Here is a 26,084-nt window from a genome sequence, read left to right as displayed (position 1 = left end):
CAATCCCCCCTGAATTCCAGATCAATATTCGAAGCGCACGCCCAAGCGATAGACACGGCCCAGCACATCATACAGGCCGCGGTTGGTTTGTGGATAGGCGGGCGTATTGTTGCCAGTGGGGCCGTTGCCGACCAAGACCGGATCGCTGTTCAAGAGGTTGCGCACATACAGGAACAGGTCGGCCTTCGATCCGCCCACCTTGATCTTCCTGGTGACCGAGGCGTCGAGATACCATTGACCAGAAATCTGATTGTTGTTGATCGTGCGCGCCTGCGGGGTGGAAACAGGGCAGCCGCTGGTGCATTCGAAGAAATTATTGTCATAGACGCCGCCGGAAAAGCCACGACCGGTCAGGTTCATCGACCAACTGTTGATTTCATAATTGGCCGTAAGGCGATAATTCCAGCTCGGCACGCCGCCGCCGACATTCTGCCCAGCCAGATCGACCGGCACGTCGATGCCGTTGTCGTTCAGATTCTCGATGTAATGGCTGGCCAGCGCCCGCAGCGTGGCCTTGCCGCTGCCCAGATCAAAGCGATAGCTGGCTTCCATATCCAACCCGCGCACCTTCACCGAAGCGAAGTTGAACGGCACCAGCCGGATGGAGGTGATCGGGCTGGTTGCCCCGGCCGGGCCGTTGAAGGTGATGAACTGGCACAGATCCTGGCGGTTCTGTTCGATGCACAGCGACGTGATGGTCTGCGCCGCGATGGTGCCGATGGCACCCGACAGGTTGATGTCGAAATAATCGATCGACGCGGCGAAGCCGGGCAGGAAGCGCGGCGTGAGCACGGCACCGACACCCCAGGTCATCGCCACTTCCGGCTGCAGATCAAGGTTGCCGGTGGTCTGTTCCAGGAACTGGTCCGCCCGCTGGCCGCCGCCGGGTTGGGCAACGTTCACCGTGTTGGTGCGCGCCGTTCCGGGCGCAAACAGTTCGTTCAGGTTGGGCGCGCGGATGTCGCGGCTGCGCACGGCGCGCAGCTTGATGTCCTCGATCACCTGCCAGGTGGCACCCAGTTTCCAGGTGGTGACGCCGCCAGAGGTCGAGTAATCAGCCTGCCGGATGGCGCCGTTGAAATCCAGGCCCTTGGCCAGCGGCACCACGGTTTCGATGAAGGCTTCCGACACGGTGAAGGCCCCGGCGGTGACACGGTAGTTGCCATAGAGCCAGCCGGAATTGAAGATCGGATCGACAGAGCCATTGACGCGTTCCCGGCGATGCTCACCGCCGAACGCGAAGGACACCGGGCCAGCCCAAGTTTCAAACAGATCGTTGGTCGAAAAGCTGATGGCGGCCACGTCCTGACGCAATGTCTGCAACCGCTGCGGTTGGGCGCCATTGTTGAACACATAATCGATGGCCGCCTGGGTGACGCCGCCGATCCCGATTCGGTTCAAGGGCACGCAGCCGTTGGTCGGGGCGGTCAGCGTGGAGCGGCAGACGATGGTGCCCGCCGCGATGCCGGCAGCATTGCCCGCCGGTGCCCGCACCGCGTCCTGAGCGAGCGCCACGCGGCTGTTGAGCCAGGTGTTGGTCAGCGTTTCGTTCGTGTTGGCGATACCTGCCTGATAATAGGCCGAGTAGGACCAATTGCCCTTGCCAAGTTCGAACTCGCCATCGGCACCAGCGACGAAGCGATAGACTTCGCGGGTGTTGCTGGAGCCGGCGGCGGGAAAGCCGTTGTTGCTGGTGCCGATCGAGATGCTGTTGAGGTTGCGTGCAACCATCTGGTCGACGATTGCCGTGGGCAGGAAGGCATTGTCCCGCTGGATGGTCACGCCGGTGCTGGGCGTCTGCTGATAGAAACTGCTGCCGGAATAGCCGGAATAGCTGTATTGCAGGAACGGCGTGAAGGCCGGGCTGACTTCATAGCTGATGCGGCCGAAGATGTTGCCGCGCTCTTCATCGGGCGCCAGGCTGTTGCTGCTCCAATGGCCTTCGCGGCTGATCCGAAAATCCCCGCCGACCATCCATTGGCCACGCGTTGGGCCGTAGTTGAACTGATTGAGGCTGGCCTGGCCATTGACGATATTACCGAAATAGGTACCCCGCAGCGGGCCGGTGTTGATGATGCCGCCCGGCGTGATCTGATAAGTGCCGGCGCCGGCGGTCACCAGTCGTTCCGGCTGGCCGTTGCCCTGCACGAACGCCGGATTGTCGATCTGGAAGAAGCCCGATTCCTGCCACGGGCGATCATAGGTATCGACGCCCTTCTGGGTGAAATAATCCCCGGCCAGCAGCACCTTGCCGCGACCGCCGGCGAAATCGAAGCCGCTGGTGATGCGGAACGTGTGGTTGGGCACATCACCGTAATCGGTGATACCGAATTCATATTCGGCGCGCAGGCCCTTGAAATCGCGGTTCAGCGAGAAGTTGACGACGCCCGACACAGCATCGGAACCATAGGCCGACGACGCGCCGCCGGTAACGACTTCCACGCCCTTTATCAGGCCCTGCGGAATGGTCTGCACGTCGACAAAGCCGACCGGCGTGGAGGCAACCGACCGCTGGCCATCGATGAGCACCAGTGTGCGCGCCGCGCCAAGCGCGCGCAGGTTGACCGTGGCAAGGCCAGCCTGGCCGTTGGACAGCGAACCGGAGTTGGTGGACGACGACAACGAACCCTGCACCGACGGCAGCGTGTTGACATAATCGCCGATATTGGCCTGCGGTTCGGCCTTCAACTCGGCTTCGCCAATCACCGACACCGGGATCGGCGAATCATAACCGGTGCGCGAAATACGCGAGCCGGTGACGGTGATGACGGCGCTGTCTTCTCCGGCAGCTTGTTCGGCCTGAGCGGTGGCGACTGGTGCGGCTTGCGCCAGCGCCATGGCAGGGAGCAGGAGGGCGGCAGTGGCGCTGCCCAGCTTGAGCGTACTGCGCAAATTGGCGCAGGCACGACGGTGCATTGTCATTCGGCATCCCCTGATTGCGGCCACGTCCCCACGCGGCTGGAAAACGTACTTCTGGTGGATCGCTCTGGCGCGGCGATCCTGTCCAACGGGACGGCTGGCAATCATGGTCTCAGCCGGGGTTAACCCCCGTCCGACCCGATCTGAATTTCAACTGAACCCGGATGCGTCATTGGCATGACAATGGCTGGTCCGGCGTTACGTCTTTTGGCGTAGGCGCTGCCAGATTCACGTCGCGGTTGGTCAGGATCCTGGCAGCGGTACGTCAAACGCCGGGTCATTGGGGCGGAATTGCAGGCTGCGGGTCACGCCGGCGCGCCGCACATTCACCTGCGTGGAATGATCGGCGTGGGTTTCGCCGAACAGGCCGCCCATGATCGACAGGCTGTCCGGGGTGCCCGCCAACTGCCCGGTGTAGCGCAGCACGACCATGTCCCCGGCCAGCGTGTGGCCGGCAAAGGTCAGCGGCACGCCGGCAATGCGAAATTCGCGTCTGACATAGGCGATCAGGGACTGCACGGCATCCGGATCATCGAGGCTGGGCTGTGCATCGGGCGCGATGTTGGCGAGCACGGGCTCGACATCATGCGCGGACATGCGGTGCGTTACCATCACGGCGCCGGTCTTTGCATCAATTTCCACCACCGAAAGCGTGGCGTGGCCGCGATGCGCGGAGACCGGCCCGGCTGCCAACACGGCCAGCAGCAACAGGCCGATCAAACGCCTCATTTGTCGTCCTTCTTCTCGGGCGACTTCTTGATCGGCTGCGTCCTGGTGCTGTCCGGAGTCACTTCCAGTTCGCTGTCGGCCATGCGGTTGTCCGGGCCGGCCGGGTCGTCGCGCACCTTCAGAACGGCGGGTTCGATGCTGCGCGGATAGCCATTGTTGCTGCGATCGGCATCGGCGGTTTCCCACATCGGGTCGACCATGGCCGATTTCAGCTTCCTGGGCGTCACATGCTGCCAGGTGACGTTGCGATTGTTGTACCGCCACACTTCGGCCGGGATGCGGATGGTTTCCGTGCTGCCATCCTCATAATCCAGCTTCAGGATCACCGGCATCACCAGGCCGCCGATATTGCGGAAGCTGAAGTGATAGAAATGATCCTTGAAGTTCAGCGCCGCGGCCTGTTCGGGTTCCAGCTTCTTCTGCAGCGCCTCGTAATCCTTGCGATCCTTGGCGGTCACGGTGAAGCGATCGGTTTCATCATAGAAATCGCGGGTCGCGGGATCGCGGTCCACCACCGGCACCTGGGTATTGCGGATGTTGGTCAGCGGGGTGGGCTCGGTCTTGGCACGGTCTTTCGCCCAGGCCTTCTCCACTTCGGGATTGCGGGTGTCGAGCCGGGCTTCGACCACCTTGTCGAGGGCGATATCGACATGATCGGTGCTGTAGAACCAGCCGCGCCAGAACCAGTCGAGATCGACGCCCGAAGCTTCTTCCATGGTGCGGAAGAAATCATAGGGCGTCGGCCGCTTGAAGCGCCAGCGGCGGGCATATTCCTTGAACGCGAAATCGAACAGTTCCCGGCCCAGGATGGTCTCGCGCAGGATCACCAGCCCCGTTGCCGGCTTGGTATAGCCGTTGGGGCCGAATTGCAGCAGGCTGTCGCTGTGCGTCATCAACGGCACCTGATCGCGGCTGACCATATATTCGACGATATTGCGCGGTTCGCCGCGGGCATTGGGAAAATCGGGATCCCAGCGCTTTTCGGCTTCGAACTGCAGGAAGCTGTTGATGCCTTCGTCCATCCAGGTCCACTGGCGTTCATCGCTGTTCACCGTCATCGGGAACCAGATGTGGCCAACCTCGTGGATGACCACGCCGATCAGGCCATATTTGGCGCGCTCGGTGTAGGTCAGTTGCCCGGTCTTCTTGTCCTTCACCGGGCGCGGGCCGTTGAAGGTGATCATCGGATATTCCATCCCGCCCACCGGGCCGTTGACGCTCTGCGCCACCGGGTAGGGATAGGGGAAGGCGAAATCACCATACACCTCGATGGTGTGCGCAATGGCCTTGGTGGAATAGGCATCCCACAGCGGGCGGGCTTCCTTCGGGTAAAAGCTCATCGCCATCACCAGCGGGTTGGCGGCATCCTTTTGCTGCACGCCCATCGCATCCCACACGAACTTGCGGCTGGACGCGAAGGCGAAATCGCGGACATTGCGCGCGGTGAAGCGCCAGGTGCGGGTGGTGCTGCTCTTGCCCTTCTCCGCCGCCAGCGCTTCGGCCGGTGTCACGATATAGACCGGTTCCTTGGCGGTGCGGGCCTGCGCCAGGCGCGCCCGCTGCGCGGCAGACAGGATATCGGGATTGGCCAGTTCGCCGGTGGCCGAGATCACATGATCGGCTGGCACCGTCAGGCTGACGTCGTAATCGCCGAATTCCAGCGTGAACTCCCCGCCGCCGATGAAGGCCTTGTTGTGCCAGCCTTCGTAATCCGAATAGACGGCGGCGCGCGGGAACCACTGCGCCGCCAGAAAGATGCAATTGCCATCATCATCGGGCTTGGTGAAACACTCATAACCCGAACGGCCGCCAACCACGCGCGTCTCCGGCATCGGCAGGGTGAAATCGATCTTCACCGTCGTCACGCCGCCGCTGGCCAGCGGTGCGGCCAGATCGATGCGCAGCAAGGTATCGACCACGGTGAATTTCAACGCGCGGCCGGACGCATCGGTGACCTTCAGATCGTTAAAGCCGCCTTCCCACTCCTTCATGCGCATGGCGCGGCGCACGCCGGTCAGGCTGATGCTGCCACCGGGCGACACGGTTTCGGCGCGCTCGGCGATGTGATCCCGCTTGTAATTCTGATCGAGCAGCAGCCACAGATAGCGCAGACTGTCCGGGCTGTTGTTGTGGTAGGTGACCGTCTCGCTGGCGCTGATGGTGCGGGTGGCTTCATCCAGGCGCGCGGTGATGCGGTAATCGACCTTCTGCTGCCAATAACGATGGCCGGGGGCGCCAGCGGCATTGCGGTAATCGGTCGGCGTCGGCCAATCCTCGCCCTCCAGTTGGCGGAACTTGTCGACGAAGCTGCCCTTGGTCTGTTCGATCGGGCTGGCGATTGCAGAACCAAAAGCCGCGGCCCCGGCGATCACGATTGCCCAGCGCGCCAGTTGCCCCAAGATTATCATGAACTGCCCTCTTCCCCCGGCCACGCTGGCCCCTTCGATAGCATCGCCATCTGCCCCGGCGCCCAAAGCTTGGCAAGCACCCCGAAGCAATTGGCTGCTTCCGAGCATGATATACAGTTACATTCAACCCCGGCAACTGGCCTACATGGGTCATTTGCCCCATCAGGCACCGCTTCCATGACACCATGGCGCACACCCGATGCCATTGCGCACAACGGCGCCGTGTGACATTGTATTGTGGGATTCGACGTGATTTGGGAGGGTTCGATGCGCCTGATCGCTTTTGCTGCAATCATTGCTGCTGGCAGTGTCGCTGCGCCGGCCATGGCCTGCGCCTTTGATGGCATGCCGGGTTACAGCCATTATGCCGCCGATGGCAGCGATCCCTATGCCGGCGCCTATGCCGAAGCAGCGGCCCGCATCGCCGAACAGCGCCGCCAGGAAGCCATTGAAACGGCCCGCCTGGCCATGATGAAGCGGCTGGGCATGAAGGACGCAACGGAAACGGCTTCAGCCTCGGGCACGGCGGTCGCCGTGGCCAATGTCCAACCCTGACACGCCAAGTTCAGTGACCGAAAGCGCAGGGCCCCTGGTGGCAGCCAGGGGCCTTTCCCATGCCCGCGATGGCCGCACCGTCATGCAGATCGGCGACTGGACGCTGCAAACCGGTTGCCACGCCCTGCTGCTCGGCCCGTCGGGATCGGGCAAGACTAGTTTCATCAACATCGTCACCGGTCTGCTGACTCCCACCCAGGGCGAACTGTGGGTGGCCGGGGAGGCCATGTCGAGATTGCCGCCCGCGGGGCGCGATGCCTTGCGGCGGCGCACCATCGGCCTGGTGTTCCAGACGCTGCGGCTGATCCCGGCCTTGTCGGTTGCCGACAATCTGGCGCTGGCCCAAAGGCTTGCGCTCGGGACCGCCGATCATGCCGAAATCGCTCGGCTGATTGATCGTGTCGGGCTGGCGCACCGGGCCAATGCGCGGCCGCGGCAACTCTCGCAAGGCGAAGGCCAGCGCGCCGCCATTGCCCGCGCCCTGTGCACTCGCCCGCGCCTGCTGGTTGCCGACGAACCGACGTCGGCGCTGGATAACAGCAATGCGACCCGCATGATCGATCTGATGTTCGAAGCCGCCAACGCCACCGGCGCCACATTGTTGATCGCCACGCATGATGGCCGCATCGCCCATCGTTTTGCCAATCGGCTTGATCTGGTGGCGCCCATGGCAAATGCGGCATGATCGGTCTCAGCCTCGCTTACCTGCGCGATCGGGCGCTCAACACTACGCTCAACATCCTGCTGCTGGCGCTGGGCGTGGCCAGCCTGGTGATCCTGCTGCTGTTTTCCAGCCAGCTTGAAAATCGCTTCGATCGGGATGCGCAAGGGATCGACATGGTGGTCGGCGCCAAGGGCTCGCCGCTGCAATTGATCCTGTCCAGCGTCTATCATGTCGATATCCCGACCGGGAATGTGCCGCTGGACACCGTGCCGCTGCTGCGCCGCCAGATGGGTGTGGCCCAGGCCATCCCGCTGGCCTTGGGGGACAGTTTCCGGTCCTTTCGCATCGTCGGCACGGAGCCGGCCTATCCGGCGCTGCTCGGCGCCGAAATCGGTGAGGGCCGCATGTTTTCGGCGCCGATGGAGGCCGTGATCGGTGCCGAAGTGGCGCGCCGCACGGGGGCCGGGCTGGGCCAACGTTTCGTCGGCGGCCACGGCATGGGCGGCGGCGAAGACGGCCCCAAGCATGACGAAGCCCCGTTCATCGTCGTCGGTCGCCTGAAGCCCACCGGCACGGTGATCGATCGGTTGATCCTGACCACCGTCCAAAGCGTGTGGGCCGTGCATGGCATCGAAGGCCCCCATGACGATGATGATGAGCATCACGAAGGCGAAACCGCCGCCGAGCACGCCGCGCACGATCATGACGATAAGGATGGCGAATCGGCAGAAGAGCATGCCGCCCATGTCAGCCCGGCGGAAGTCACCGCCGTGCTGGTGCGCTTTGGCTCACCGATCGCCGCCGTGCGCCTGCCCGGCTTCATCAACAAGCAGACCAATCTGCAGGCCGCCGTCCCGGCTGTGGAAGTCTCGCGTCTGCTCGCCCTCGTCGGCGTCGGCCTCGATGCGGTGCGCGCTTTTGCGGTGCTGCTGATGCTTACCGCCGGCCTGTCGATTTTCGTGGCCCTGCTCACTGCACTGAAGGAGCGGGAAGGCGACATGGCGATGCTGCGGGTGATCGGCGCCAGCCGGGGCGCGATCATCGCCCAGGTGGCCAGCGAAGGCCTGATCCTGGCCGGCGCTGGCGCGGCGCTTGGCCTGGTGCTTGGTCACGGCGTCATCGCCATTGCGGCGGCCAGCATCGATCAACTGGCGCAACTCGGCTTGTCCGGCCTGTCCTTCCACCCTGGCGAGGCCATCATTGTCGCTGCGGCCTTGACCATCGGGCTGATCGCCGCATTGATACCGGCCGTGCGGGTGTTGCAATCTGATATCGCCGATACGCTGGCCAATGCCCGATAATCACTGGAGGAAGCCGATGTTCGCTCGCATGTCCCTTGCCCTGGCCGCGCTGGTCGCCGTGCTGATCAATGCTCCGGCCGCGCAGGCCCAGGCGGCCGCCGGCGCCTTGCAGCCTTCGGAATCGATCTGGAAACCTGCCCCCACCCCGCCCGGCGGTGTGGCCTGGGGCGTGCTGGAGGCGGCCAAGGAAGACCCCGCCGCCGCCAAGTCCGGCGCGATGAAGCCGGTCTATCCCGCCGCGGTGAAGGCGCTGGCCGGCAAGCGGGTGAAGATCAACGGCTATATGCTGCCGCTCGGCAAGGGCGCCAGCCAGAGCCATTTCGTGCTGCTGGCCTATCCGCCCGATTGCCCGTTCCACCTCAACCCCGGCCCGCAGCAGTTCATCGAGGTGAAAGTGTCCAGCGCCGTGCCGATGAACTATGACGTGCGCACCATCGAAGGCACGCTGGAGCTGGCCGGCGGCGATGGTGCGGGCGTTTTCTACAAGATCAGCGACGGCAAGGAATTATGAGGTCGCTGCTTGCTGCCGTGCTGCTGGCCGCGCCAGCCGCCGCGCAGCCGGTGCCGCCTGAACTGGCCGGCCGGATCGACGCGTCGATGCGCGACTGGGCCGACAAAAATCATGTGCCCGGCCTGACCTGGGGGATCGTCCGTCGCGGCCAGGGCCTGGTGCATGCCGGGCACGCCGGCGTGGCGGATGTCGCGTCCGGGCGCAAGGTAGAGGCCGACACCCGCTTCCGCATCGCCAGCATGACCAAGGCGTTCACGGCGCTGACGCTATTTGATCTGGCCGCGGAAGGCAAGTTGCGGCTGGACGATCCGGTCACCACGCGCCTGCCGGAAACCGGCGATTGGGCCGGCCCGATCACGATCACCGATCTGGTCCACCACATGGCCGGCTTTGTTACCGACGATCCGTGGGGCGACCGCCAGACCCCTTTGCCGGAGGCGCAATTCACCGCGCTGCTTGCCAGGGGCGTGCCCTTCACCCGCGCGCCGGGCCTGGTCCACGAATATAGCAACCTCGGCTATGCCATGCTCGGCCGCATCATCGCCAATGCCAGCGGCCAGCCGTTCGAAGCCGAAATCGCCCGCCGCCGCTTCCAGCCGCTGGGCATGGCCGCCACCAGCTTCAATCTGGCCGATGTGCCCGCCGCCAAACTGGCCACCGGCTGGCGCTGGGAAGACAGCAAGTGGCTGCGCGAACCCGACATGCCGCCGGGCGCCTTCGGGGCGATGGGCGGCGTGATCACCACCGCGCCGGATTATGCCCGCTGGATCGATCATCTCTTGTCCGCCTGGCCGGCCGCCGTGCCGGGGACCGAGGAACCCAAAGCCCGCGCCACCGTCCGCACCCTGCTGCGCGGCGAAGGGTCCCCACGCCGCCAGAACCGCTACAGCGAGACGGCCGCCGAACATCCGTGCCAGATCGCTGTCGTCTATGGCGGTGGGCTGCGGGTCGGCGATGATTGCACGCTGGGCCGCGTGGCGTTCCACGGCGGCGGCTATCCCGGCTATGGCAGCCACATGGTTGTTCTGCCGGAAAGCGGCTGGGGCATTTTCGTGTTCACCAACCGCACCTATGCCGGCCCGGCCGGCCCGGCCTGGGATGCCATGCTGGCCTTGCACGCGGCCGGCGTGATCAAGCCGGATATCGTGCCGATCTCGGTGCCCCTCGCGCAAATGGTCGATCCGCTGCACCGGATCTGGACCAGCGGCAGCGTGACCGGCGAAGCAAAGTCGCTGGCCGTCAACCTGCTGATGGACCGTGATGCCGCCCACCGCGCCGCCGATATCGCCGCCATGAAGGCGCGCAGCGGCCCCTGCCCGCGCCCGCCCGGTGTTCGCGCCCATGGTGCATTGGCCGGCGATTATCTGTGGCATTGCCAAAATGGCACCTTGTTTGCTCGCGTCCTGCTCGCGCCGACGCCGGGTCCACAGATCCAGGCATTGGATTGGTCGTTCGAACCCACGGCGCGCAAGTAACGCGCCACTTCATCGCCATCTTGGCCGATTGATCAGAAACCCGAGCGTTCCGGCCATCAACCAGTCGCGGGACGGACGGCAGGCGATGGCCTGACCGACTCCCTCGGCCGGGTCTGGATCATGCAATGTGGGCTTGCCATCCGGGGATGCGCCTTCATTCGCGCAGCGCTGTCTGGCTGAGCCGGGTGATTGGAGTGAAGATATACGCCAGGACCGAACGCTTCTCACCGATCAGATTGACATCGGCGGTCATGCCCGGCCCGATCGGCAGCGGCTTGCCTGTCGTGTCACGCAGCGAATCCTGATCGACCTCGACCTTAACGATATAATGACTCTCGCCGGTGCGTTCGTCCTGGGTCGCATCGGGCGAGATGGTCAGCACCTTGCCGTCCATCGAACCGTAGATCGCCGAGTCATAAGCCGACAAATTGACCTTGGCTGCCTGGCCAATCGAAATGGCCGCAATGTCCTTGGGCGAAACCAGCGCTTCGATCAGCAGGCGCTTGTCACTGGGCACCACCTCCACAAGCGGCTGGCCCGGCGAAACGCTGCCGCCGATCGTGGAAATCAACACGCGGTTCACCTTGCCGTCGAGCGGTGCCGTCACCGTTGTCCGACCCAGGCGATCGGCCAGCGCCGGCAACACGCGTTCGCGCGCCTCGCGCTCGCCTTGCGCCGCGGCAAGCTCGGTCGCGGCCAGCGAACGCCAGTTCTGCCGCAACTGCGCCAGTTGCGACGTGGCCTCGACAACGCCGCCCTGGGCACGGGCAATCGCCGCCTGCGCCGCCGCTGCATCGCTTGCTGCGACCGATGCGCTGCTTTCAAGCTGCAGCAAGGTCAGTTGCGGCTCGATGCCTTTTTCGACCAGCGGGCGGATGATGCGAAGCTGCGCCTGCGCGGAATCGCGGGCAGTGATGCGCGACTCATAGGTTGCTTGTGCCTCGGCAACTGCGCGGCGGGCTTGTTCGATCCGCGCATCGGCTGCCGCGCTGAGCGCCGACAAATCGGCCATGCGCGAGGCGTGCAGCGACGTTTCGATCGCAATTTGCCGCGCTTCGGCCGCGTTGCGCGGCGCCGGATACACCGGCTTGGTGCCACGCACTTCGGCCACAAGCCGCGCGACCTTGGCATCGAGCGCACCGACCGAAGCCTCGCTGCTGCCGAGTTCCGCGCCGGCCTGCACTTGCGCGAGCAGGATCAGCGGCTGGCCCTTCTTCACCAGATCGCCCGGAACGACCAGGATTTCGCGCACCACGCCGCCTTCGAGATTGGACACGATCTGCAGCCGGTCACTGGGGATCACCCGTCCAGCGGCGTGCACCGTACGGTCAAGCTCGGTTAGCGCCGCCCACACCACCGCAGCCACGAAAAACACGAGGATTGCCCACAGCAGCACATTGGATGCGGCCCGCGGCTTGATGCGATCGACATAGTTTTCGAAATGCGATCGATCGACCATCTTGTTCATGACATTCGTCCTGCTGCCGTGTCGATCAGGCGACGGATCGCGGCCGGTTCATCTTGCTGATGATCTCGTCACGGGGGCCATCGCTGACAATCCTGCCCTGGTCCACCACCACGATCCGATCGACGAGCCGAAGCAGCGAAGCGCGGTGGGTGATGAGAATGACCGTGCGACCCGCCATCTCGATGGCAAGCTGATCGATCAGCGCACTCTCGCTTTGCGTGTCCATCGCGCTGGTCGGTTCGTCAAAAACCAGGATGGGCGGCCGCCCGGCGAGGGCGCGCGCCAGGGAAATCGACTGGCGCTGTCCGCCCGACAGGCTCTCACCGCGGTCGGCGAGCTGCAGATCATAGCCATTGGCCAGTTTACCGATGAAACCATGTGTCCCGCTCATCGTCGCGGCCCGCAGCATTTCGGCATCATCAAGCCCTGGCCGGTCGAGCAGGATATTGTCGCGCACCGAACCGCTCAACAGCACGCTTTCCTGCAGGGCGCTGCCGATGTGGCGGCGCAGCGCAGCCGGATCAAACTGGCGAATATCGGTCTCGTCGATCATCACGAGCCCTTCGGAGGGCGGATACAGGCCCAGGATCGTTCGGGCGATGGTGGATTTGCCGGACCCGACCCGACCCAGCATGGCAAGCTTCTGCCCGGCCGGGATCTTCAGACTGAAGCCGGCCAGCGTCGGTTCGGCGGCGCCAGGATATTTGAACGTCACATTGCGCCATTCCAGGGCGCCCTTGATCGCAACCGGGATCATGCCTTGCGTTTCCGGCCCTTCCGACGGCATCGACATCATCCGGTCGATTTCGCGATAGGCGGTGCGGGTCGCCGACACGCGTGACAACAGGCTGGCAATCTGCGCCAACGGCTGCACGGCGCGCCCGGACAGGATGGAACAGGCAATCAGGGCACCCATCGTCATGTTCTGCGCAGCGATTTCGAACACGCCGACAATCACGACCCCAGCATAGCTGATGCTGTTGGCGCTCGCGGCGATGGTGATGGCGACCGTCGACACCAGGCGCTGCCGCAGCGAGAAATCGGAATGGGCGTCCATCGCGGCGCGCCAACGCTTGGCCAGCATGGTCCCGGCGCCTGTCGACTTGACCATCTCGAGGGCGCCAATGGTCTCGACCAGCACGGATTGCTTGTTCAGCCCTTCCTTCATCGACTTGGCCGACAGCCGATCAAGCGCCGGATGGGTCAGCCACCCGGCGCCGACCACGATCGGGATCATCGCCATCGGCACCAGCACGACCGGGCCGCCGATCACTGCAATGAACACCAGCGTCAGGATGATGAACGGCACATCGACCACCGCCGTCAGCGTTGCCGAAGCAAAGAAGTCGCGCAGCGTTTCAAGTTCGCGCATCATGCCGGCCAGCGCGCCGGTGGACCCGCGCTTCATCTCCATGCGGATGGCGAGCAGCCGATCAAACACCGCCCCGCCCACATCCCGATCGATGTCGGCGCCGGCGACATCGACGAAATAGGCACGCAGGATGCGCAGCACGAAATCGAACACCAGCACCACCGCCAACCCAATCGACAGCGCCAGCAGCGAGGACAGCGCATTGTTCGGCAGCACCCGATCATAGACCGTCATGGTGAACAGCGAGGTGACCAGACCGAACAGATTGATCATGACCGCCGCCAGGGCGACCTTGATATAAATGCCACGGTTCTTCAGCATCGGCTCGGCCAGCCAGCGGGCGAAACGATAATCGCGATCCGGAATGAGCGATTGATTATTCATCAAGGTTTCCGCTGCGCAGAAGGAATATCAAGCACATCCAGCATCTTGCCGGTACGTGCCATCAACACGTAGCGGGCCGTGTCCAGTTCGATCACGGTCTGTATATACTGCACTGCGACATTGTAGAGATTATTCTCTGTATTAAGCACGTCAAACGGCGTGCCGCGCGACAACCGGAACCGTTGGGCCACCGCATCGCGTGATTTCAGGCTGGCGATGTAATTTTCCCGGATCGAACCGCGCGCCTCGTCGAGCGCCTTCGCATCGGCCCAGGCAATCGCGGCATCCCGGGTCGCTTCCAGCCGGATCCGCCTGTAGCTTGCATCAAACCCGCGTGCGCGCGCCCTCGCCCCGTCAGTGCGCTGCGCGGCACCGCCAAATAATCGCCAACTCAACGATGCCGTGCCGCGGACATCAAAATCGCGTGGATTTTCAAATACACCGTAGCGGCCGGCATCCACCCCGGCCGTAACGCCCGGCAAGCTATCGGCCTTGAAGGCCTTGGCATCATAGTCGGCAGCCTCGGCCTGCAGCTTTGCTGCCGCCACCGCCGGGATGGTTTCGGCCTCGGCCTGCGCCTCTTCCAGCGTCATCGTCAGCGCGCCGGGCGCGGGCACGCGGCCAAGGCTTTCGGGGGACGGCAAACCCGTTAACTCCTGAAACTGAGCCTCTGCGCTGGCGAGTGACCGCCGGAATTGCGCCAACTGCGTGTTGGAAGAGGCAACATAGCTGTCAATCTGCGCCAGGTCGGCCCGCGCCGACACACCCTTGGCCACCCGTTCTTCCAGACCGTCGCGGAGTTGACCCAGCCTTGCCGCATAATCGTCCGCCAATCGAAGCAGTGCACGATAGCCAAAGACCAGATTCCAGGCCGATACAGTACGAAGCCCAACTTGTGTCGAACTGTCATCGATCGTCAGCACCGCAGCGTCGATGCGGCGGTTGCCCGCCTTGATCCGGGCCGCGGTCGATCCGAAATCATAGATCGGCTGCTGAACGCGCATGATGGCATCGGTGCGGAACGATGGCCGCTGCCGCTCCAGGATATTGTTGGGATTGTTCGAAAAATCCCGAGCGATCACCCGGAAATATGTCAGCGAAACATCGACAACCGGAAACAGGCCAGCCCGCGCCTCGGACCGCGTGGCAGCCGCCACATCACGCTGCGCTTCGGCCTCGTCCAGCGCCGGATTGCGCCCGATTGTCGTTTGCACGATTTCGATGAACTGGTCGCGAGGACCAAAGGCTTCGAAAAAATTGAGCATCGGATCGGTGGTGCCATCCGCCGCCAGCGGATCATCTGCCGGTGCCGGCATCAGACCTTTGCCAACCGATCCGGGCAGTGGCTCCGTCACAACAAAGCCGGCATCAGCCGAAGCCGGCGGCGCGCCCTGAATGGGGCGGACCGTTGCTGGTGCCGGTGGACCCAAGATCGGTGACGGCACGCGATGGGCCGGCCCGGCAGGTGGCGTCACCGGCTGCGTTTGCAAAGGCACCGGCGTGGCGCCCTGCTGCGGGTTCTGCAGCAGCGACCCCGACTGTGCACGCACCGGCTGCGATGCCGATTGGGCATCAGCCGTCACGCAAACCTGCAACAACGCGGCCCCGATGACGAAGCGATAACCAGACTGCCGATGAGCGCAAAACAACAACTGCGCCACTCCTGAAAAATCGCCGACGCCTTATCAGCTTTCCCTTCAGGCACAATGCGCCATCACCCAGGACGCGACGGGATCATCGTTGACCGGATGATGGTCGGGGAGACAGGATTCGAACCTGCGGCCCTCTGCTCCCAAAGCAGATGCGCTACCAGACTGCGCCACTCCCCGACGCCCGTTTGCCCTAGGTGAAGCCCTTGAAAAGCGCAAGGCTGGTGGGTGAGCCCGTGGACAGGAAAGGCCAGTGTTCGACACGGATTTGCGCAAAAGTCCCGGAATAAGTTCACCACATGTTCCGCCGGATAACTACGACAGGCCGTTGTTCAGCCCCAAATCAACGCTTCATGGGCAATCTTTGGGCCGTTTGCGGACATGCCGGTCTTGGAAGTGACGGAGCACGCAAACTGACGTTTACCGGCTACGGCAACTGGATGACATCGTTGGCGGTTCGGCGCTGACGCGGATTGAGCGGGTCATTTGCGCAAGATAGCGCAAGTGTGCAAAAATTTTCATTCCGCCAGGCATCATCACCACAAGGAACAACGGTTCATATGCCGGACCAACCCATTGTTGCCGCAATCACCGGCCTGCTGTTGCTGCTGGGCGGCGGTCAACTGGTTGTACGCGAGGCTGTAACGCTCGCCACCCGCCTTGGCTTGTCGCCGTTGTTCATTGGGGTGGTGATTGTCGGTTTCGGCACATCTGCGCCCGAATTGGCCACCGGAACGCAGGCAGCGTTCACGGGTGCGCCGGCATTGGCGTTCGGAAATGTCATCGGGGCTTCGCTCGCCAATCTGCTGATCGTGTTGCCCCTGGCGGCGCTGCTGCTGCCGTTCCGCGTGCCGCGCGCCGCCATCCGCCATGAAGCGGCCGCCGTGGTGGCCGCCGCCGGATTGCTGGCCGGAATCGCTGTCCTGCCGCTGCTGGCGCGGGCTGGCGGCTTTGTCCTGTTGCTTCTGCTCGCCGGCTGGTTGTTGATCAGCCTGCGCCAGGCCAGCAACGCGGCCGGAACGGCGGCCTCAGCCAGGCTTCAGGAACGGGAGGGCCAGGCTTTGGTGATCAGCGGGCAGCCGCTGTGGCGCGCCTTTCTGCTGCTGGTGGCCGGCATTGCCGCCTTGCTGGTGGGTGCAGCGCTGCTGGTTGCTGCTGCCACCGATTTTGCCGTGCGCATGGGCGTGGGCGAAGATGTGCTTGGACTGACCTTGCTGTCGGTCGGCACCTGCCTTCCCGAACTGGCGACAGCCATCGTTGCGGTGCGCCAGCGGCAGACCGATATCGTGGTGGGCAATGCCCTTGGCAGTTGCCTGTTCAATCTGCTGGCGGTTGGCGGCACGGTGCTGGCGATATCCGGCACTGGCCCCGCCGGCCTGGCGCGGCAACTGGATGCCCCCATGCTGGTGCTGGCGGCAGCAACTGTTGCGGCGATCCTGCTTGTCCACCAGGGCCTGAACCGGTTTGGCGCGCTGTGCCTGATGGCGCTTTATGCCGCCTGGCTGACCACCCGCTTGCTGATGTGACGATGTCGGTACGGTGTGCGTGTGCGATCAACCGGGCTCAAACGCCTCCGATGCGATCGCTGGAAACGCTGTCCGCGCTTGGGGGGCAGCGCCGCAGAGCATGTCAACAGCGCGATCGGCCGCGTCCTGGAAGGGTTCCAGCACGATGTCCGCGCCGATCGCCAGCATGGCGGCGGTTTCCTGGCTGTTGTGTGATGTCACCGCGATCTGGCCCTGAAATCCGCTGGTGCGGGCCAACTGGATCAGCGTGGCGCGGGCATCTTCGTGGCTGAGGCCGGTGACATGGATGGGAATGGTGGAGACCAGCCAGCCCGCCTTGGCCAATGGCAATTCGTTGATGAACTCCGGATCGGTGACATCACCGAATTCGGCTTCCAAACCCAGTTCACGCCAGCGCCGCACGGCGCCCGGATTGAAATCCACACCCAGCACCCGGATTCCGCGCTTGTGCAATCGCATGCCGATGGCGGTACCGAACCGGCCGAGGCCAAACAGCAAAATGGCCGGCGTATCCTCGCGATGTGCCGCCGCTTCGTGGGGCTCCCGCGGCGTGCCAGCGCGTTCGAAACGCCCGAGCAATGGTTCGCACAGCGCATAAAGTTGGTGGGACCAGGTGATCATATAGGTGGACACGGCAATGGTGACGAGGCCGACCATGGTGACCAGTCCCAGCGCGTCCTGCCCGACATGGCCGAGCGACACCCCCATGGCGACGAAGATCAGCGAAAACTCGCTGATCTGTGCCACGGTGAGCCCGGCGAGGAAGCCGGTGCGCTTGCGGTAGCCCATCGCACCCATGATCGCGAGCACGATCAGCGGATTGCCGATCAGCACGAACAGCGAGAAGATGATCGCAGCGGGAATGTTGGCGCCCAGCAACGACAGATCGAGCTTGGCACCCAGCGCGATGAAAAAGAACAGCAACAGGAAATCCCTGAGCGGTGCCAGCCGGGCGGCAATCGTTTCCCGATAGGGCGTCGAGGCCAGCGACACGCCGGCGAGCAGCCCGCCCACTTCCTTGCCAAGCCCGACCAGATCGCCGACGGCGGCAAATATCGCGGCCTGAGCGATGGCAAAGATCACCAGCAGTTCGGGCGCGTGGGCCAGTCGTTCCGTAAGCGGATTGGCGATATAGCGGATGAACAGCGCCACCAGGGCCACCATCACCAGGCCCGATGCCAGCACGCCGGCCACTGAACCACCGCCATGGCCATCGCCCGACGATCCGATGCCGATCGCCGACAGCACGATCAGTGACAGCACCACCACCAGATCCTGCACGATCAGAAAGCCCAGCGCGATCTGGCCATGCAGCGCATCGATCTCGCGCTTGTCGGACAGCAGCTTGACGATGATGATCGTCGAGGAAAAGGTAAGGGCGACAGCCACATAGAGGCTGGTGATCTGGTCGAGCCCCAGCGCCAGCCCGATCAGGAAACCGAAGACCGATGTGAAGGCGACCTGGCCCAGGCCAGTCATCAGTGACACGACGCCGAGCGAGCGGACAAGCTTGAGGTCAAGCTTGATGCCGACCAGAAACAGCAGCACGGCAATGCCAAGCTGTGACAACAGACTGATCTGTTCATCGGCATGCACCAGATCAAGCGCCGAGGGGCCGGCAAGCAGACCGACGGCAATGAAGCTGACGATCAACGGCTGGCGCAGCACGAGGCCACCAAAACCGATCACCGCGGCCATCACCATCAGCGCGGCAACTTCCCCGAACGGCGTCTGCAACAGCATTTCCATCAGCAGGCTTTCCTTGCACGGTATTGGCCCGAACGGACGCGTTTGCCGGATATCCCATGGTCTTAAGGCGCGCGCACGCGTTGCTGCAAGCGGAGTCGTGTAGGGTATTGTCCGAACTTTACGTAGGGCGCAGCCTAGGCAATCATGACAGGAAAGCAATGAAGGAGAAAAGGCCGTGCAACACCTTCTTGTCGCACTCGATCTTTCCGAACGGGCGGATCGGGCCTTGCGTCGGGCGGTCCTGCTGGCCCGCCAATATGGTTCGCGCCTTACGCTGGCGCATGTGATCGACGATGATCAGCCGGCCTGGCTGCAAGACAGGCAGCGGATGCAGGCCAGGATGATCCTTAATCGCCTTGCCGCAACACTTCACGCGATGGACGGCGTAACCTGCCAGGTTCGCGTGCCCACCGCCCCAACCGACGAGGGTCTGATCGGCCTGGCCGCCGAGCTTTCGCCCGATCTGCTGATCGTGGGCCCGCGCCGGCCGCAGGGGCTGACAACCCTGTTTCGCGGCACCACCGGTGAGCGCACCGTCGGGGTCATGGCGTGCCCGATCCTGATGGCAAATGCGCTGGCGGCAGGGCCGTATCAACATGTCGCGCAGACCAGTGACAAGTCACCGGCCTCGGCCGACGCGCTGCAGCGATTCCGCAATCTCGGCCTGTCAGGCAGCGACCGCAACAGTCTTTTGCATATCTTCGACGCGCCGGCGCTGAGCGCGACGACCAGTTTCGGGACCGGCAAGGGCGAGCGCGACCATTATCTGAAGAACGAGCGCAATCGCGCCAATCTGATGCTGGAAGACTTTGCCAATGCCGCGGCAATCGCCAATCCCGACACCATCCTGCGCCCGCTGGAAACCAGCTATGCCAACGATATATTATTGGCTGCCGAAGAAGAAATGGTCGATCTGCTGGTGATCTCCACGCATGGCAGAGGCGGCATTGCCAAATTGATGCTGGGCAGCGTGGCGCAGAATATCATCGGCAAGGCGCAGATCGATGTGCTGGCGATCCCGCCACGGCAATCCTGACGATCATTGCAGCCGCCACGATGCTGATCGATCCGCACAGCCGCAGCACCGACGACTGTATCGCGGCGCTGGCCAGCACGGCCGATGGCCTGAGCGCCGCAGAAGCGGCCCGGCGCTTGGCCGAACATGGGCCCAACCGCCTGCCTGCCGCACAGGCCAGAAGTTCGCTGCGGCGTTTCCTGGCCCAGTTCAACAATGTGCTGATCTATGTGCTGGTCGCCGCCGCCGTCGTTACCGCGGCCTTGCAGCATTGGGTGGACACCGGGGTCATCCTGGCGGTGGTGGTGGCCAATGCGATCATCGGCTTCATCCAGGAAGGCAAGGCCGAAGCGGCGATGGCAGCGATCCGGTCGATGCTGGCCCCGCGCGCGGCCGTGCTGCGCGACGGCCTGCGCACCAGCATTGATGGCGCCGATCTGGTGCCCGGTGATGTCGTTTTGCTGGAAGCCGGTGACAAGGTGCCGGCGGATCTGCGCATCATCGAAGCCCGCGGCCTTGCCGCCCAGGAAGCCATGTTGACTGGCGAATCCGTGCCGGTCGAAAAGACGCCCGCGCCTGTCGCTGCCGATGCGCCGATTGGTGATCGGCGCACGATGCTGTGGTCCGGCACGCTGGTCACCCAGGGCACCGCGCGCGCCATGGTGGTGGCCACTGGCCCGGCGACCGAGATCGGCCGGATCGGCGGCCTGCTGACGAGTGTGGAACAACTGACCACGCCGCTGGTCGCCCAGCTCGACTATTTCGGGCGCTGGCTGTCGTTCCTGATCGTGCTGATTGCCGCCCTGTTACTGATTTACGGCTATTTTGTTGGGCATCAGGATTTTTCCAGCCTGTTCATGGTGGTGGTCGGCCTGGCCGTGGCCGCCATCCCGGCCGGCCTGCCGGCGGTGATGACCATCACGCTGGCCATCGGCGCGCAGGCCATGGCGCGGCGCAATGCCATCGTGCGCCGCCTGCCGGCCATCGAGGCCATCGGTTCGGTATCGGTGATCTGCACCGACAAGACCGGCACGCTCACCCGCAACGAAATGCTGGTCGCCGCTGTCGAAACCCCGGCCGGGCAATTCACCGTCTCGGGGGAAGGCTATGCCCCGGCCGGCAGCATCACGCCGCCCGGCAACCTGGCCGGCCTCGGCCATGCGGCGGCGCTGTGCAACGACGCCGCCATCGTCTGCCGAGATGACGTCTGGTTGGTCGAAGGCGATCCGATGGAAGGTGCGTTGCTGGCCTTTGCCGGCAAGGTCGCCAGCGATAACCGGGCCACAAGGCTCGATGCGATCCCCTTCGACAGCCGCCACCGCTTCATGGCCGTGCTCACCGAAACGCCGGCGGGGCGCATGATTTACGTCAAGGGCGCGCCGGAACGGGTGCTGGGCATGTGCGGCAGCCTTGATCAGGCGGACTGGCAGGCGCGCGCCGACAGCCTGGCGCGGCAGGGTCTGCGGGTGCTGGCACTGGCCGAACGCAAGTCAACGGGCGACCGCATTGATCCCGCTGCGCTGGAAGGCGGGCTGGATTTCCTCGGTCTTGTCGGCCTGATCGATCCGCCGCGACCCGAAGCCATTGCCGCCGTGGCCGAATGCCGGGCCGCCGGCATCCGGGTGAAGATGATCACTGGCGATCACGCCGGCACGGCTGCCGCCATCGCTGCGCAGATCGGCCTTGCCGCGCCCGATCGGGTGTTGACTGGCGCCGATCTCGACAGGCTGGACGATGCACAGCTGGCGGTTGAGGTTCTGTCTGTCGATGTGTTTGCGCGCACCAGCCCCGAACACAAGCTGCGGCTTGTCACCGCCTTGCAGGCGCACGGCCTGTCGGTGGCGATGACTGGCGACGGCGTGAATGACGCCGCGGCCCTGAAGCGCGCCGATGCCGGCATCGCCATGGGCCTGAAAGGTTCGGAAGCGGCCAAGGAAGCCGCCGACCTGGTGCTCGCCGACGATGATTTCGCCAGCATAGCCGCCGCCGTCCGCGAAGGCCGCACCGTGTACGACAATCTGAAGAAAGTGATCACCTGGACCCTGCCCACCAATGCCGGCGAATCCATGGTGCTGCTGCTGGCTCTGGTTGCCGGGCTCGCCCTGCCGGTGACAGCGGTACAGATATTGTGGGTCAACCTGGTCACGGCAATCACGTTGGGCATCGCCTTGGCCTTTGAACCGACGGAGGCGGGCACCATGGCCCGCCCGCCGCGCGCGCGAAATGCGCCCATCCTGTCGGGTGAACTCGTCTGGCATGTCGTGCTGGTATCTGCGCTGTTTCTGGCGGCGGTGTTCGGCATCTTCAACTATGCCATCGACAAGGGCTATTCGCTGCCGCTGGCCCAGACGATGGCGATGAACACGCTGGTGGTGCTGGAAATCTTTCACCTGTTCTTCATTCGCAACATCCATGGCACGTCGCTGACCTGGGACGCAGTGCGTGGTACGCGCGTGATCTGGACCGTGGTCGCCGGCGTCACCGCAGCCCAGTTCGCCGTGACCTATCTGCCACCGCTGCAGGCCTTGCTGGGAACGCGCCCGATCGACGTCGGCGAAGGGTTGTTGATCGTGGCGATTGGCGTCGTCTTCTTCACCATCATCGAGATCGAAAAGCAGATTCGGCTGAACCTTCAGGGCTGGCGACAACAAGGCATGGCTGCAAAATTGGCCTGAAACGAACAGGCAATTGCGCACCTGATCCTTTGTCCTGGCGGTGCCCTGCTACGTCAGCAATGGAGCATCTGCGCCAACGGGATGAATGTCCGAAAGGAGGGCGCACAGCAGGGATATGCGCCATGCCAATCCAGCGCTCGCCGAACTGGCGATAAGGATGTTCGAGATCGTCGGAAACGGCCCTTCGCTTCAGTTGAACCCAGAACTGCCCCAGTTACGACTCGATCAGGATCAAGCGCATCATGGCAAAAGCTTTTGGTGCCGTCGCGCCGGGGTTCATGGTCGCCCCTGTAACAAAGGCTGCAAGAACAAAGGGGCGGGCGCCGCTATTGCGGCGCCCGCCCCTTTTTGTCCGAAACTGAAACTGTGAGCTTACTTCGGCATCACCACTGTATCGATAACATGGATCAAGCCATTGGATGCTGCCACATCGGTCGCGGTGACCTTGGACGTGTTGCCGGCCGCATCGGTCAGCACAACACCGCCATCGACGATCTTGGCCGTCAAGGTGCCGCCGCCGACGGTTATGATTGCGTAACCCGCTTCACCCGCTGCTGCGATTGCCGCGGTGAGCGTTGCCGCATCAACCGAGCCTGCCACCACATGATAGGTCAGGATGGCCTTGAGCGTTTCCTTGTCGTCCGTTGTCAGCTTTTCCACAGTGCCCGCGGGAAGCTTGGCAAAGGCCGCATTGGTCGGCGCAAACACGGTGAACGGACCAGCGCCCGAAAGCGTTTCGCCCAGTTCGGCTGCCGTCACAGCGGTAACCAGCGTCGAGAAATCGGGGTTGCCCTGCGCCACAACGACAATGTTGCCGGCAGTGGCTGTATCGACGGCGGCGGTATCGTCAGCAACAACCGTGGTATCGGTCGTCGTGGTTTCTGCGGCCTTTTCGTTGGAGCAGGCGGCCAACGCAAGCGCAGCGACCGAAGCAAGCGCGAAATGCATGATCTTCATGGATAATTCCTGTTGTAGACCCAGGGGCCGGGGGTGGCTCGGATACGCCGATGGGTCAGAGGCGAGCAATAAAATGCTTTGCGTCGCGTAGTCGATAAACCGGGCAACGGTCCACCGCTTTGGCTGTTGTGGGGTCCAGACAAATAGCCGCATGCTGTCCGCCGACCGCGCTAGGCGGGCGCAATTCAGCCGTCGATCGCCAGCAGGCTGGACAAGTCCATCCAGTCGTCCTCGCCGATTGGATCGCCTGGCGGCACATTGACGGCCCGTGGCAGGGCGGTGCCAAGTTCTTCGCGCTGTCTGGCATCCAGCAACCGCCGCGCCAGGCTCAACGCCCACGCCCGCTCGGCGCCGCTGGCCTTGCGCTGCGCCAACGCTTCGCCAATGTCGTGCAGTTTCTGGTCGAGCGCGGCGGCAACCTCCGGGCTGGCATCCGGACGGTGCGCGACCTGCGCCATCGTGGCCAGCGTGCGGGTGGCGATGCGGCGGCCGAGATCATCGCTGGTCGACGCCAGCACGTGCCCCGTCAGCCGATCGAGCAGTTCGTCGAGGCTGAGGGCAGACGCATTGCCCTGCTGCTGGACGACGATCCGCGCCAGCCGGCGCGGGGCGAGCAATGTCTGCACCGTCAGCTGCGCGGCAGCATCGGCGGCAACGAGCGGATCGAACACCGGGCCGCCGGCCGTCGCGAAGACCTCGGTGTCGTACTGGCGATCGCTGTTGCCATTCTGGGCTGCCGACAGCAGCGGCAACAACGCCTGCGGCACGCGCAGCGCCTCGGGCTTCAGGGTGGCCAGCGCCGCAGCCAACGCCGCGCGTTGCTGCGCCGGCGCGACCGGCGTGGCCGCCTCACGCCCGCCGCCGTTGACCGCATAAACGAAATCGACACCGCCGATCAGTTTTGCTGCCGTCACCAGCTGATAGCGGTGCAGCAGCCACAGCGGCACCAAGCGGCGACGCAGGTTCGCCACCGGCTCGCCGGGGCTCAACACGCCCAGGCCGAAGCGGGACAGTGCCGCGGCGCGCACGGTCATCAGCCGGTTGAGCTCGGCCACCGGATCGGCGCCATCATCCCACAGCCCGCCCCAGGCATAGGCCGTATCGGCAGCGCGGGCGTTGTCATCCTGCACATAGCGGAACCGTGCGGCCATCGCGGCCGTCTCGCGCTCATCCGCATCGGCATATTGCCAGCGCACGGTTGCCACGTCCCAGGCACCGATCCCCTTGGCATAGGCGTCGGACAGATCGGGCTTGCCATCGATCAGGCCGATGCGCGGCGGCGGATAATCCATCACCGAGGCGCGATCCTGCGTGCTGGCGGCGAAATTGTGCGAAAAGCCCAGCGTATGGCCAACCTCGTGCGCGCCGAGCTGGCGCAGCCGGTCGAGGGCGACCACCACCGGATCATTGGGCCGGCCACTGTTGAGTTCAGCGGCGCCGACCAGCGATTGAAAGATCTGGATGTCCTGGCGCGCCCGCAAGGAGCCCAGCACGACCATGCCCTTCACGATCTCTCCGGTGCGTGGATCGGCGATGATCTGGCCATAGGCCCAGCCGCGCGTGGCGCGATCCACCCAGTTGACCATATTGTAGCGGATATCGAGCGGATCGGCCCCTTCGGGCAGCATTTCCACCCGGAAGGCATCGATCAGGCCGGCAGCATCAAAGGCTTGCGCCCACCAGCCAATCCCTTCGAGCAGCGCCGCCCGGATCGGCTCGGGGGTATTGCGGTCCAGATAGAAGACGATCGGCTTTTTCACCCGTGAGCGCGGCGCCGCAGGATCGACCTTCTCCAGCCGAAACCGGTTGGCCAGATCATATACGACCGCGCCGCCCAGCGGCGCAGAGAAATCCACCGCCTGGCTGGCAATGCCGCCCATACGCGGATCAAATCGGCGCGGGACGAAGCCCGGTTCCGGCAGCCGCACAAAGCTGTGATGCACGGTCAAGCTGACTTTCCGGGGATCTGGCACGATATTCTCGACCTCAGCGCCCGGCATGTCGGACACAAAGGTCTGCAGGGCGTCCACTTCCAGATTGTCGGGAAACAGCCGCACCGAAGCCGGATCGGCAAGGCTGAGTTTTTCATCCAGCTTGAAGCCCTTGCCCGCGATCGCGGTTGCCGCGCCGATGCCCAGATTGTCCTGATCCTGGTTGAACGAGGCGGCAATGCCCAGCGTATCGAGCACCAGGAACGGCGCGATATCGATCACCAGCCGGCCATCGCCCAATGTTTCGGCAATGTCGGTCAACCAGACGGTGGAGATCCCGAAATCGCTGGCCACCACCTTTTGCTGGGTGGCGTCACCAGCGCTGGCCCGGAACCGCGGATTTTCGAACTGCACCGCGATTTTGCCGCCGATCCGCCGGAACGCCAGCACCTGGGTGTTGCCGATCCGCCCGCGATCGAGCACCAAAGGAGCCGAGCCCAGTCCGGTTTTCAGCGCGGTGCTGTACAACAGGCGCAGCGCCACGCCATCGTCCGCAGGGCGCGGCAGGGTCAACAGGATACGGCCCTTGGCGGCATCGGTGCGCACCAGCATCAGCCGGCCCTCCCCTGCGGGCGCCGCGACCTCCTGCAAGCCAGCCTGTGCGCTGAGCGGCGCAAGTGGCAGGGACAGCATCAACAGAAGCGCTCCAAGGCGCATGCGGCGTTTCATTCTCATCCATCCCCCTGTCGGCCCTGTGTCGCATCCGGTGGCCGCCTGGCATCCCGCCTGTCCCGCT

18 protein-coding genes and 1 tRNA gene are annotated in these 26,084 nt (G+C 64.1%); 9 read left to right on the top strand and 10 right to left on the bottom strand.

Annotated elements, in window-relative coordinates; genetic code table 11:
• Positions 1 to 21: 21 nt before the first annotated feature.
• From ACTIEZ_RS07825 to ACTIEZ_RS07815, 3 genes are all read right to left on the bottom strand, one after another.
• On the bottom strand, positions 22 to 2,922 hold the full coding sequence (locus ACTIEZ_RS07825; RefSeq protein ID WP_439546103.1) for a TonB-dependent receptor plug domain-containing protein: 2,901 nt from the start codon (positions 2,920 to 2,922) through the stop codon (positions 22 to 24).
• Positions 2,923 to 3,162: 240 nt separating this feature from the next.
• On the bottom strand, positions 3,163 to 3,648 hold the full coding sequence (locus ACTIEZ_RS07820) for a DUF6702 family protein (protein ID WP_439546102.1): 486 nt from the start codon (positions 3,646 to 3,648) through the stop codon (positions 3,163 to 3,165).
• The gene (locus ACTIEZ_RS07815; RefSeq protein WP_439546101.1) at positions 3,645 to 6,056 is read right to left on the bottom strand and encodes a M1 family metallopeptidase; all 2,412 of its coding nucleotides are present in this window, start codon (positions 6,054 to 6,056) and stop codon (positions 3,645 to 3,647) included. Before ACTIEZ_RS07815 ends, ACTIEZ_RS07820 begins: the two co-directional genes overlap by 4 nt.
• 267 nt (positions 6,057 to 6,323) lie before the next feature.
• Here ACTIEZ_RS07815 and ACTIEZ_RS07810 point away from each other — a divergent pair, with 267 nt between their 5' ends.
• Genes ACTIEZ_RS07810 through ACTIEZ_RS07790 form a run of 5 tightly spaced genes read left to right on the top strand, consistent with a single transcriptional unit; the run spans position 6,324 to position 10,562 of the window.
• Complete coding sequence (locus ACTIEZ_RS07810; protein WP_439546100.1) at positions 6,324 to 6,611, top strand: hypothetical protein; 288 nt, start codon at positions 6,324 to 6,326, stop codon at positions 6,609 to 6,611.
• 37 nt (positions 6,612 to 6,648) lie between these two features.
• Positions 6,649 to 7,296 (top strand): ABC transporter ATP-binding protein, encoded by a 648-nt coding sequence (locus ACTIEZ_RS07805; protein WP_439546099.1) that lies wholly within the window; start codon positions 6,649 to 6,651, stop codon positions 7,294 to 7,296.
• A complete protein-coding gene (locus ACTIEZ_RS07800) occupies positions 7,293 to 8,576 on the top strand; it encodes an ABC transporter permease (RefSeq protein WP_439546098.1) in 1,284 nt (427 codons plus the stop codon). Before ACTIEZ_RS07805 ends, ACTIEZ_RS07800 begins: the two co-directional genes overlap by 4 nt.
• Before the next feature lie 16 nt (positions 8,577 to 8,592).
• On the top strand, positions 8,593 to 9,087 hold the full coding sequence (locus tag ACTIEZ_RS07795; protein WP_439546097.1) for a DUF3299 domain-containing protein: 495 nt from the start codon (positions 8,593 to 8,595) through the stop codon (positions 9,085 to 9,087).
• On the top strand, positions 9,084 to 10,562 hold the full coding sequence (locus tag ACTIEZ_RS07790) for a serine hydrolase domain-containing protein (RefSeq protein ID WP_439546096.1): 1,479 nt from the start codon (positions 9,084 to 9,086) through the stop codon (positions 10,560 to 10,562). The genes ACTIEZ_RS07795 and ACTIEZ_RS07790 overlap by 4 nt, the downstream gene beginning before the upstream one ends.
• 154 nt (positions 10,563 to 10,716) lie before the next feature.
• On the opposite strand, the gene ACTIEZ_RS07785 is transcribed toward ACTIEZ_RS07790, so the two are convergent.
• The 4 genes from ACTIEZ_RS07785 to ACTIEZ_RS07770 all read right to left on the bottom strand — a co-directional run bounded on the left by ACTIEZ_RS07785 (position 10,717) and on the right by ACTIEZ_RS07770 (position 15,615).
• Positions 10,717 to 12,030 (bottom strand): HlyD family type I secretion periplasmic adaptor subunit, encoded by a 1,314-nt coding sequence (locus ACTIEZ_RS07785; RefSeq protein WP_439546095.1) that lies wholly within the window; start codon positions 12,028 to 12,030, stop codon positions 10,717 to 10,719.
• A gap of 25 nt (positions 12,031 to 12,055) precedes the next feature.
• A complete protein-coding gene (locus tag ACTIEZ_RS07780; protein ID WP_439546094.1) occupies positions 12,056 to 13,786 on the bottom strand; it encodes a type I secretion system permease/ATPase in 1,731 nt (576 codons plus the stop codon).
• On the bottom strand, positions 13,786 to 15,336 hold the full coding sequence (locus ACTIEZ_RS07775) for a TolC family protein (protein WP_439546093.1): 1,551 nt from the start codon (positions 15,334 to 15,336) through the stop codon (positions 13,786 to 13,788). The genes ACTIEZ_RS07780 and ACTIEZ_RS07775 overlap by 1 nt, the downstream gene beginning before the upstream one ends.
• Before the next feature lie 202 nt (positions 15,337 to 15,538).
• Positions 15,539 to 15,615 (bottom strand) — tRNA-Pro (locus tag ACTIEZ_RS07770).
• A gap of 380 nt (positions 15,616 to 15,995) precedes the next feature.
• On the opposite strand from ACTIEZ_RS07770, the gene ACTIEZ_RS07765 reads away from it, so the two are divergent.
• On the top strand, positions 15,996 to 16,961 hold the full coding sequence (locus tag ACTIEZ_RS07765) for a sodium:calcium antiporter (RefSeq protein WP_439546092.1): 966 nt from the start codon (positions 15,996 to 15,998) through the stop codon (positions 16,959 to 16,961).
• Between the two features lie 27 nt (positions 16,962 to 16,988).
• On the opposite strand, the gene ACTIEZ_RS07760 is transcribed toward ACTIEZ_RS07765, so the two are convergent.
• Positions 16,989 to 18,710 carry a cation:proton antiporter gene (locus ACTIEZ_RS07760; RefSeq protein ID WP_439546091.1) on the bottom strand — a complete coding sequence of 574 codons (1,722 nt, stop codon included), beginning with the start codon at positions 18,708 to 18,710 and terminating at the stop codon, positions 16,989 to 16,991.
• A 175-nt stretch (positions 18,711 to 18,885) separates the two neighbouring features.
• Between ACTIEZ_RS07760 and ACTIEZ_RS07755 the strand changes: the two genes are divergently transcribed.
• The 3 genes from ACTIEZ_RS07755 to ACTIEZ_RS07745 all read left to right on the top strand — a co-directional run bounded on the left by ACTIEZ_RS07755 (position 18,886) and on the right by ACTIEZ_RS07745 (position 22,770).
• Positions 18,886 to 19,746 (top strand): universal stress protein, encoded by an 861-nt coding sequence (locus tag ACTIEZ_RS07755; protein ID WP_439546090.1) that lies wholly within the window; start codon positions 18,886 to 18,888, stop codon positions 19,744 to 19,746.
• A gap of 20 nt (positions 19,747 to 19,766) precedes the next feature.
• Complete coding sequence (locus ACTIEZ_RS07750) at positions 19,767 to 22,400, top strand: HAD-IC family P-type ATPase (RefSeq protein WP_439546089.1); 2,634 nt, start codon at positions 19,767 to 19,769, stop codon at positions 22,398 to 22,400.
• A 157-nt stretch (positions 22,401 to 22,557) separates the two neighbouring features.
• Positions 22,558 to 22,770, top strand: a complete 213-nt coding sequence (locus tag ACTIEZ_RS07745; RefSeq protein WP_439546088.1) for a hypothetical protein — start codon at positions 22,558 to 22,560, stop codon at positions 22,768 to 22,770.
• A 2-nt stretch (positions 22,771 to 22,772) separates the two neighbouring features.
• Here the strand turns inward: ACTIEZ_RS07745 and ACTIEZ_RS07740 are convergent, their stop codons facing one another.
• The gene (locus tag ACTIEZ_RS07740; RefSeq protein WP_439546087.1) at positions 22,773 to 23,510 is read right to left on the bottom strand and encodes a fasciclin domain-containing protein; all 738 of its coding nucleotides are present in this window, start codon (positions 23,508 to 23,510) and stop codon (positions 22,773 to 22,775) included.
• 32 nt (positions 23,511 to 23,542) lie between these two features.
• Positions 23,543 to 25,981 carry a zinc-dependent metalloprotease gene (locus tag ACTIEZ_RS07735; RefSeq protein ID WP_439546132.1) on the bottom strand — a complete coding sequence of 813 codons (2,439 nt, stop codon included), beginning with the start codon at positions 25,979 to 25,981 and terminating at the stop codon, positions 23,543 to 23,545.
• Between the last annotated feature and the right edge of the window lie 103 nt (positions 25,982 to 26,084).

The sequence above is a fragment of the Sandarakinorhabdus sp. genome (assembly GCF_051860625.1).
In the GTDB taxonomy this organism is placed as follows: domain Bacteria; phylum Pseudomonadota; class Alphaproteobacteria; order Sphingomonadales; family Sphingomonadaceae; genus Sandarakinorhabdus.
This window is presented reverse-complemented; position numbering and strand designations above follow the sequence as displayed.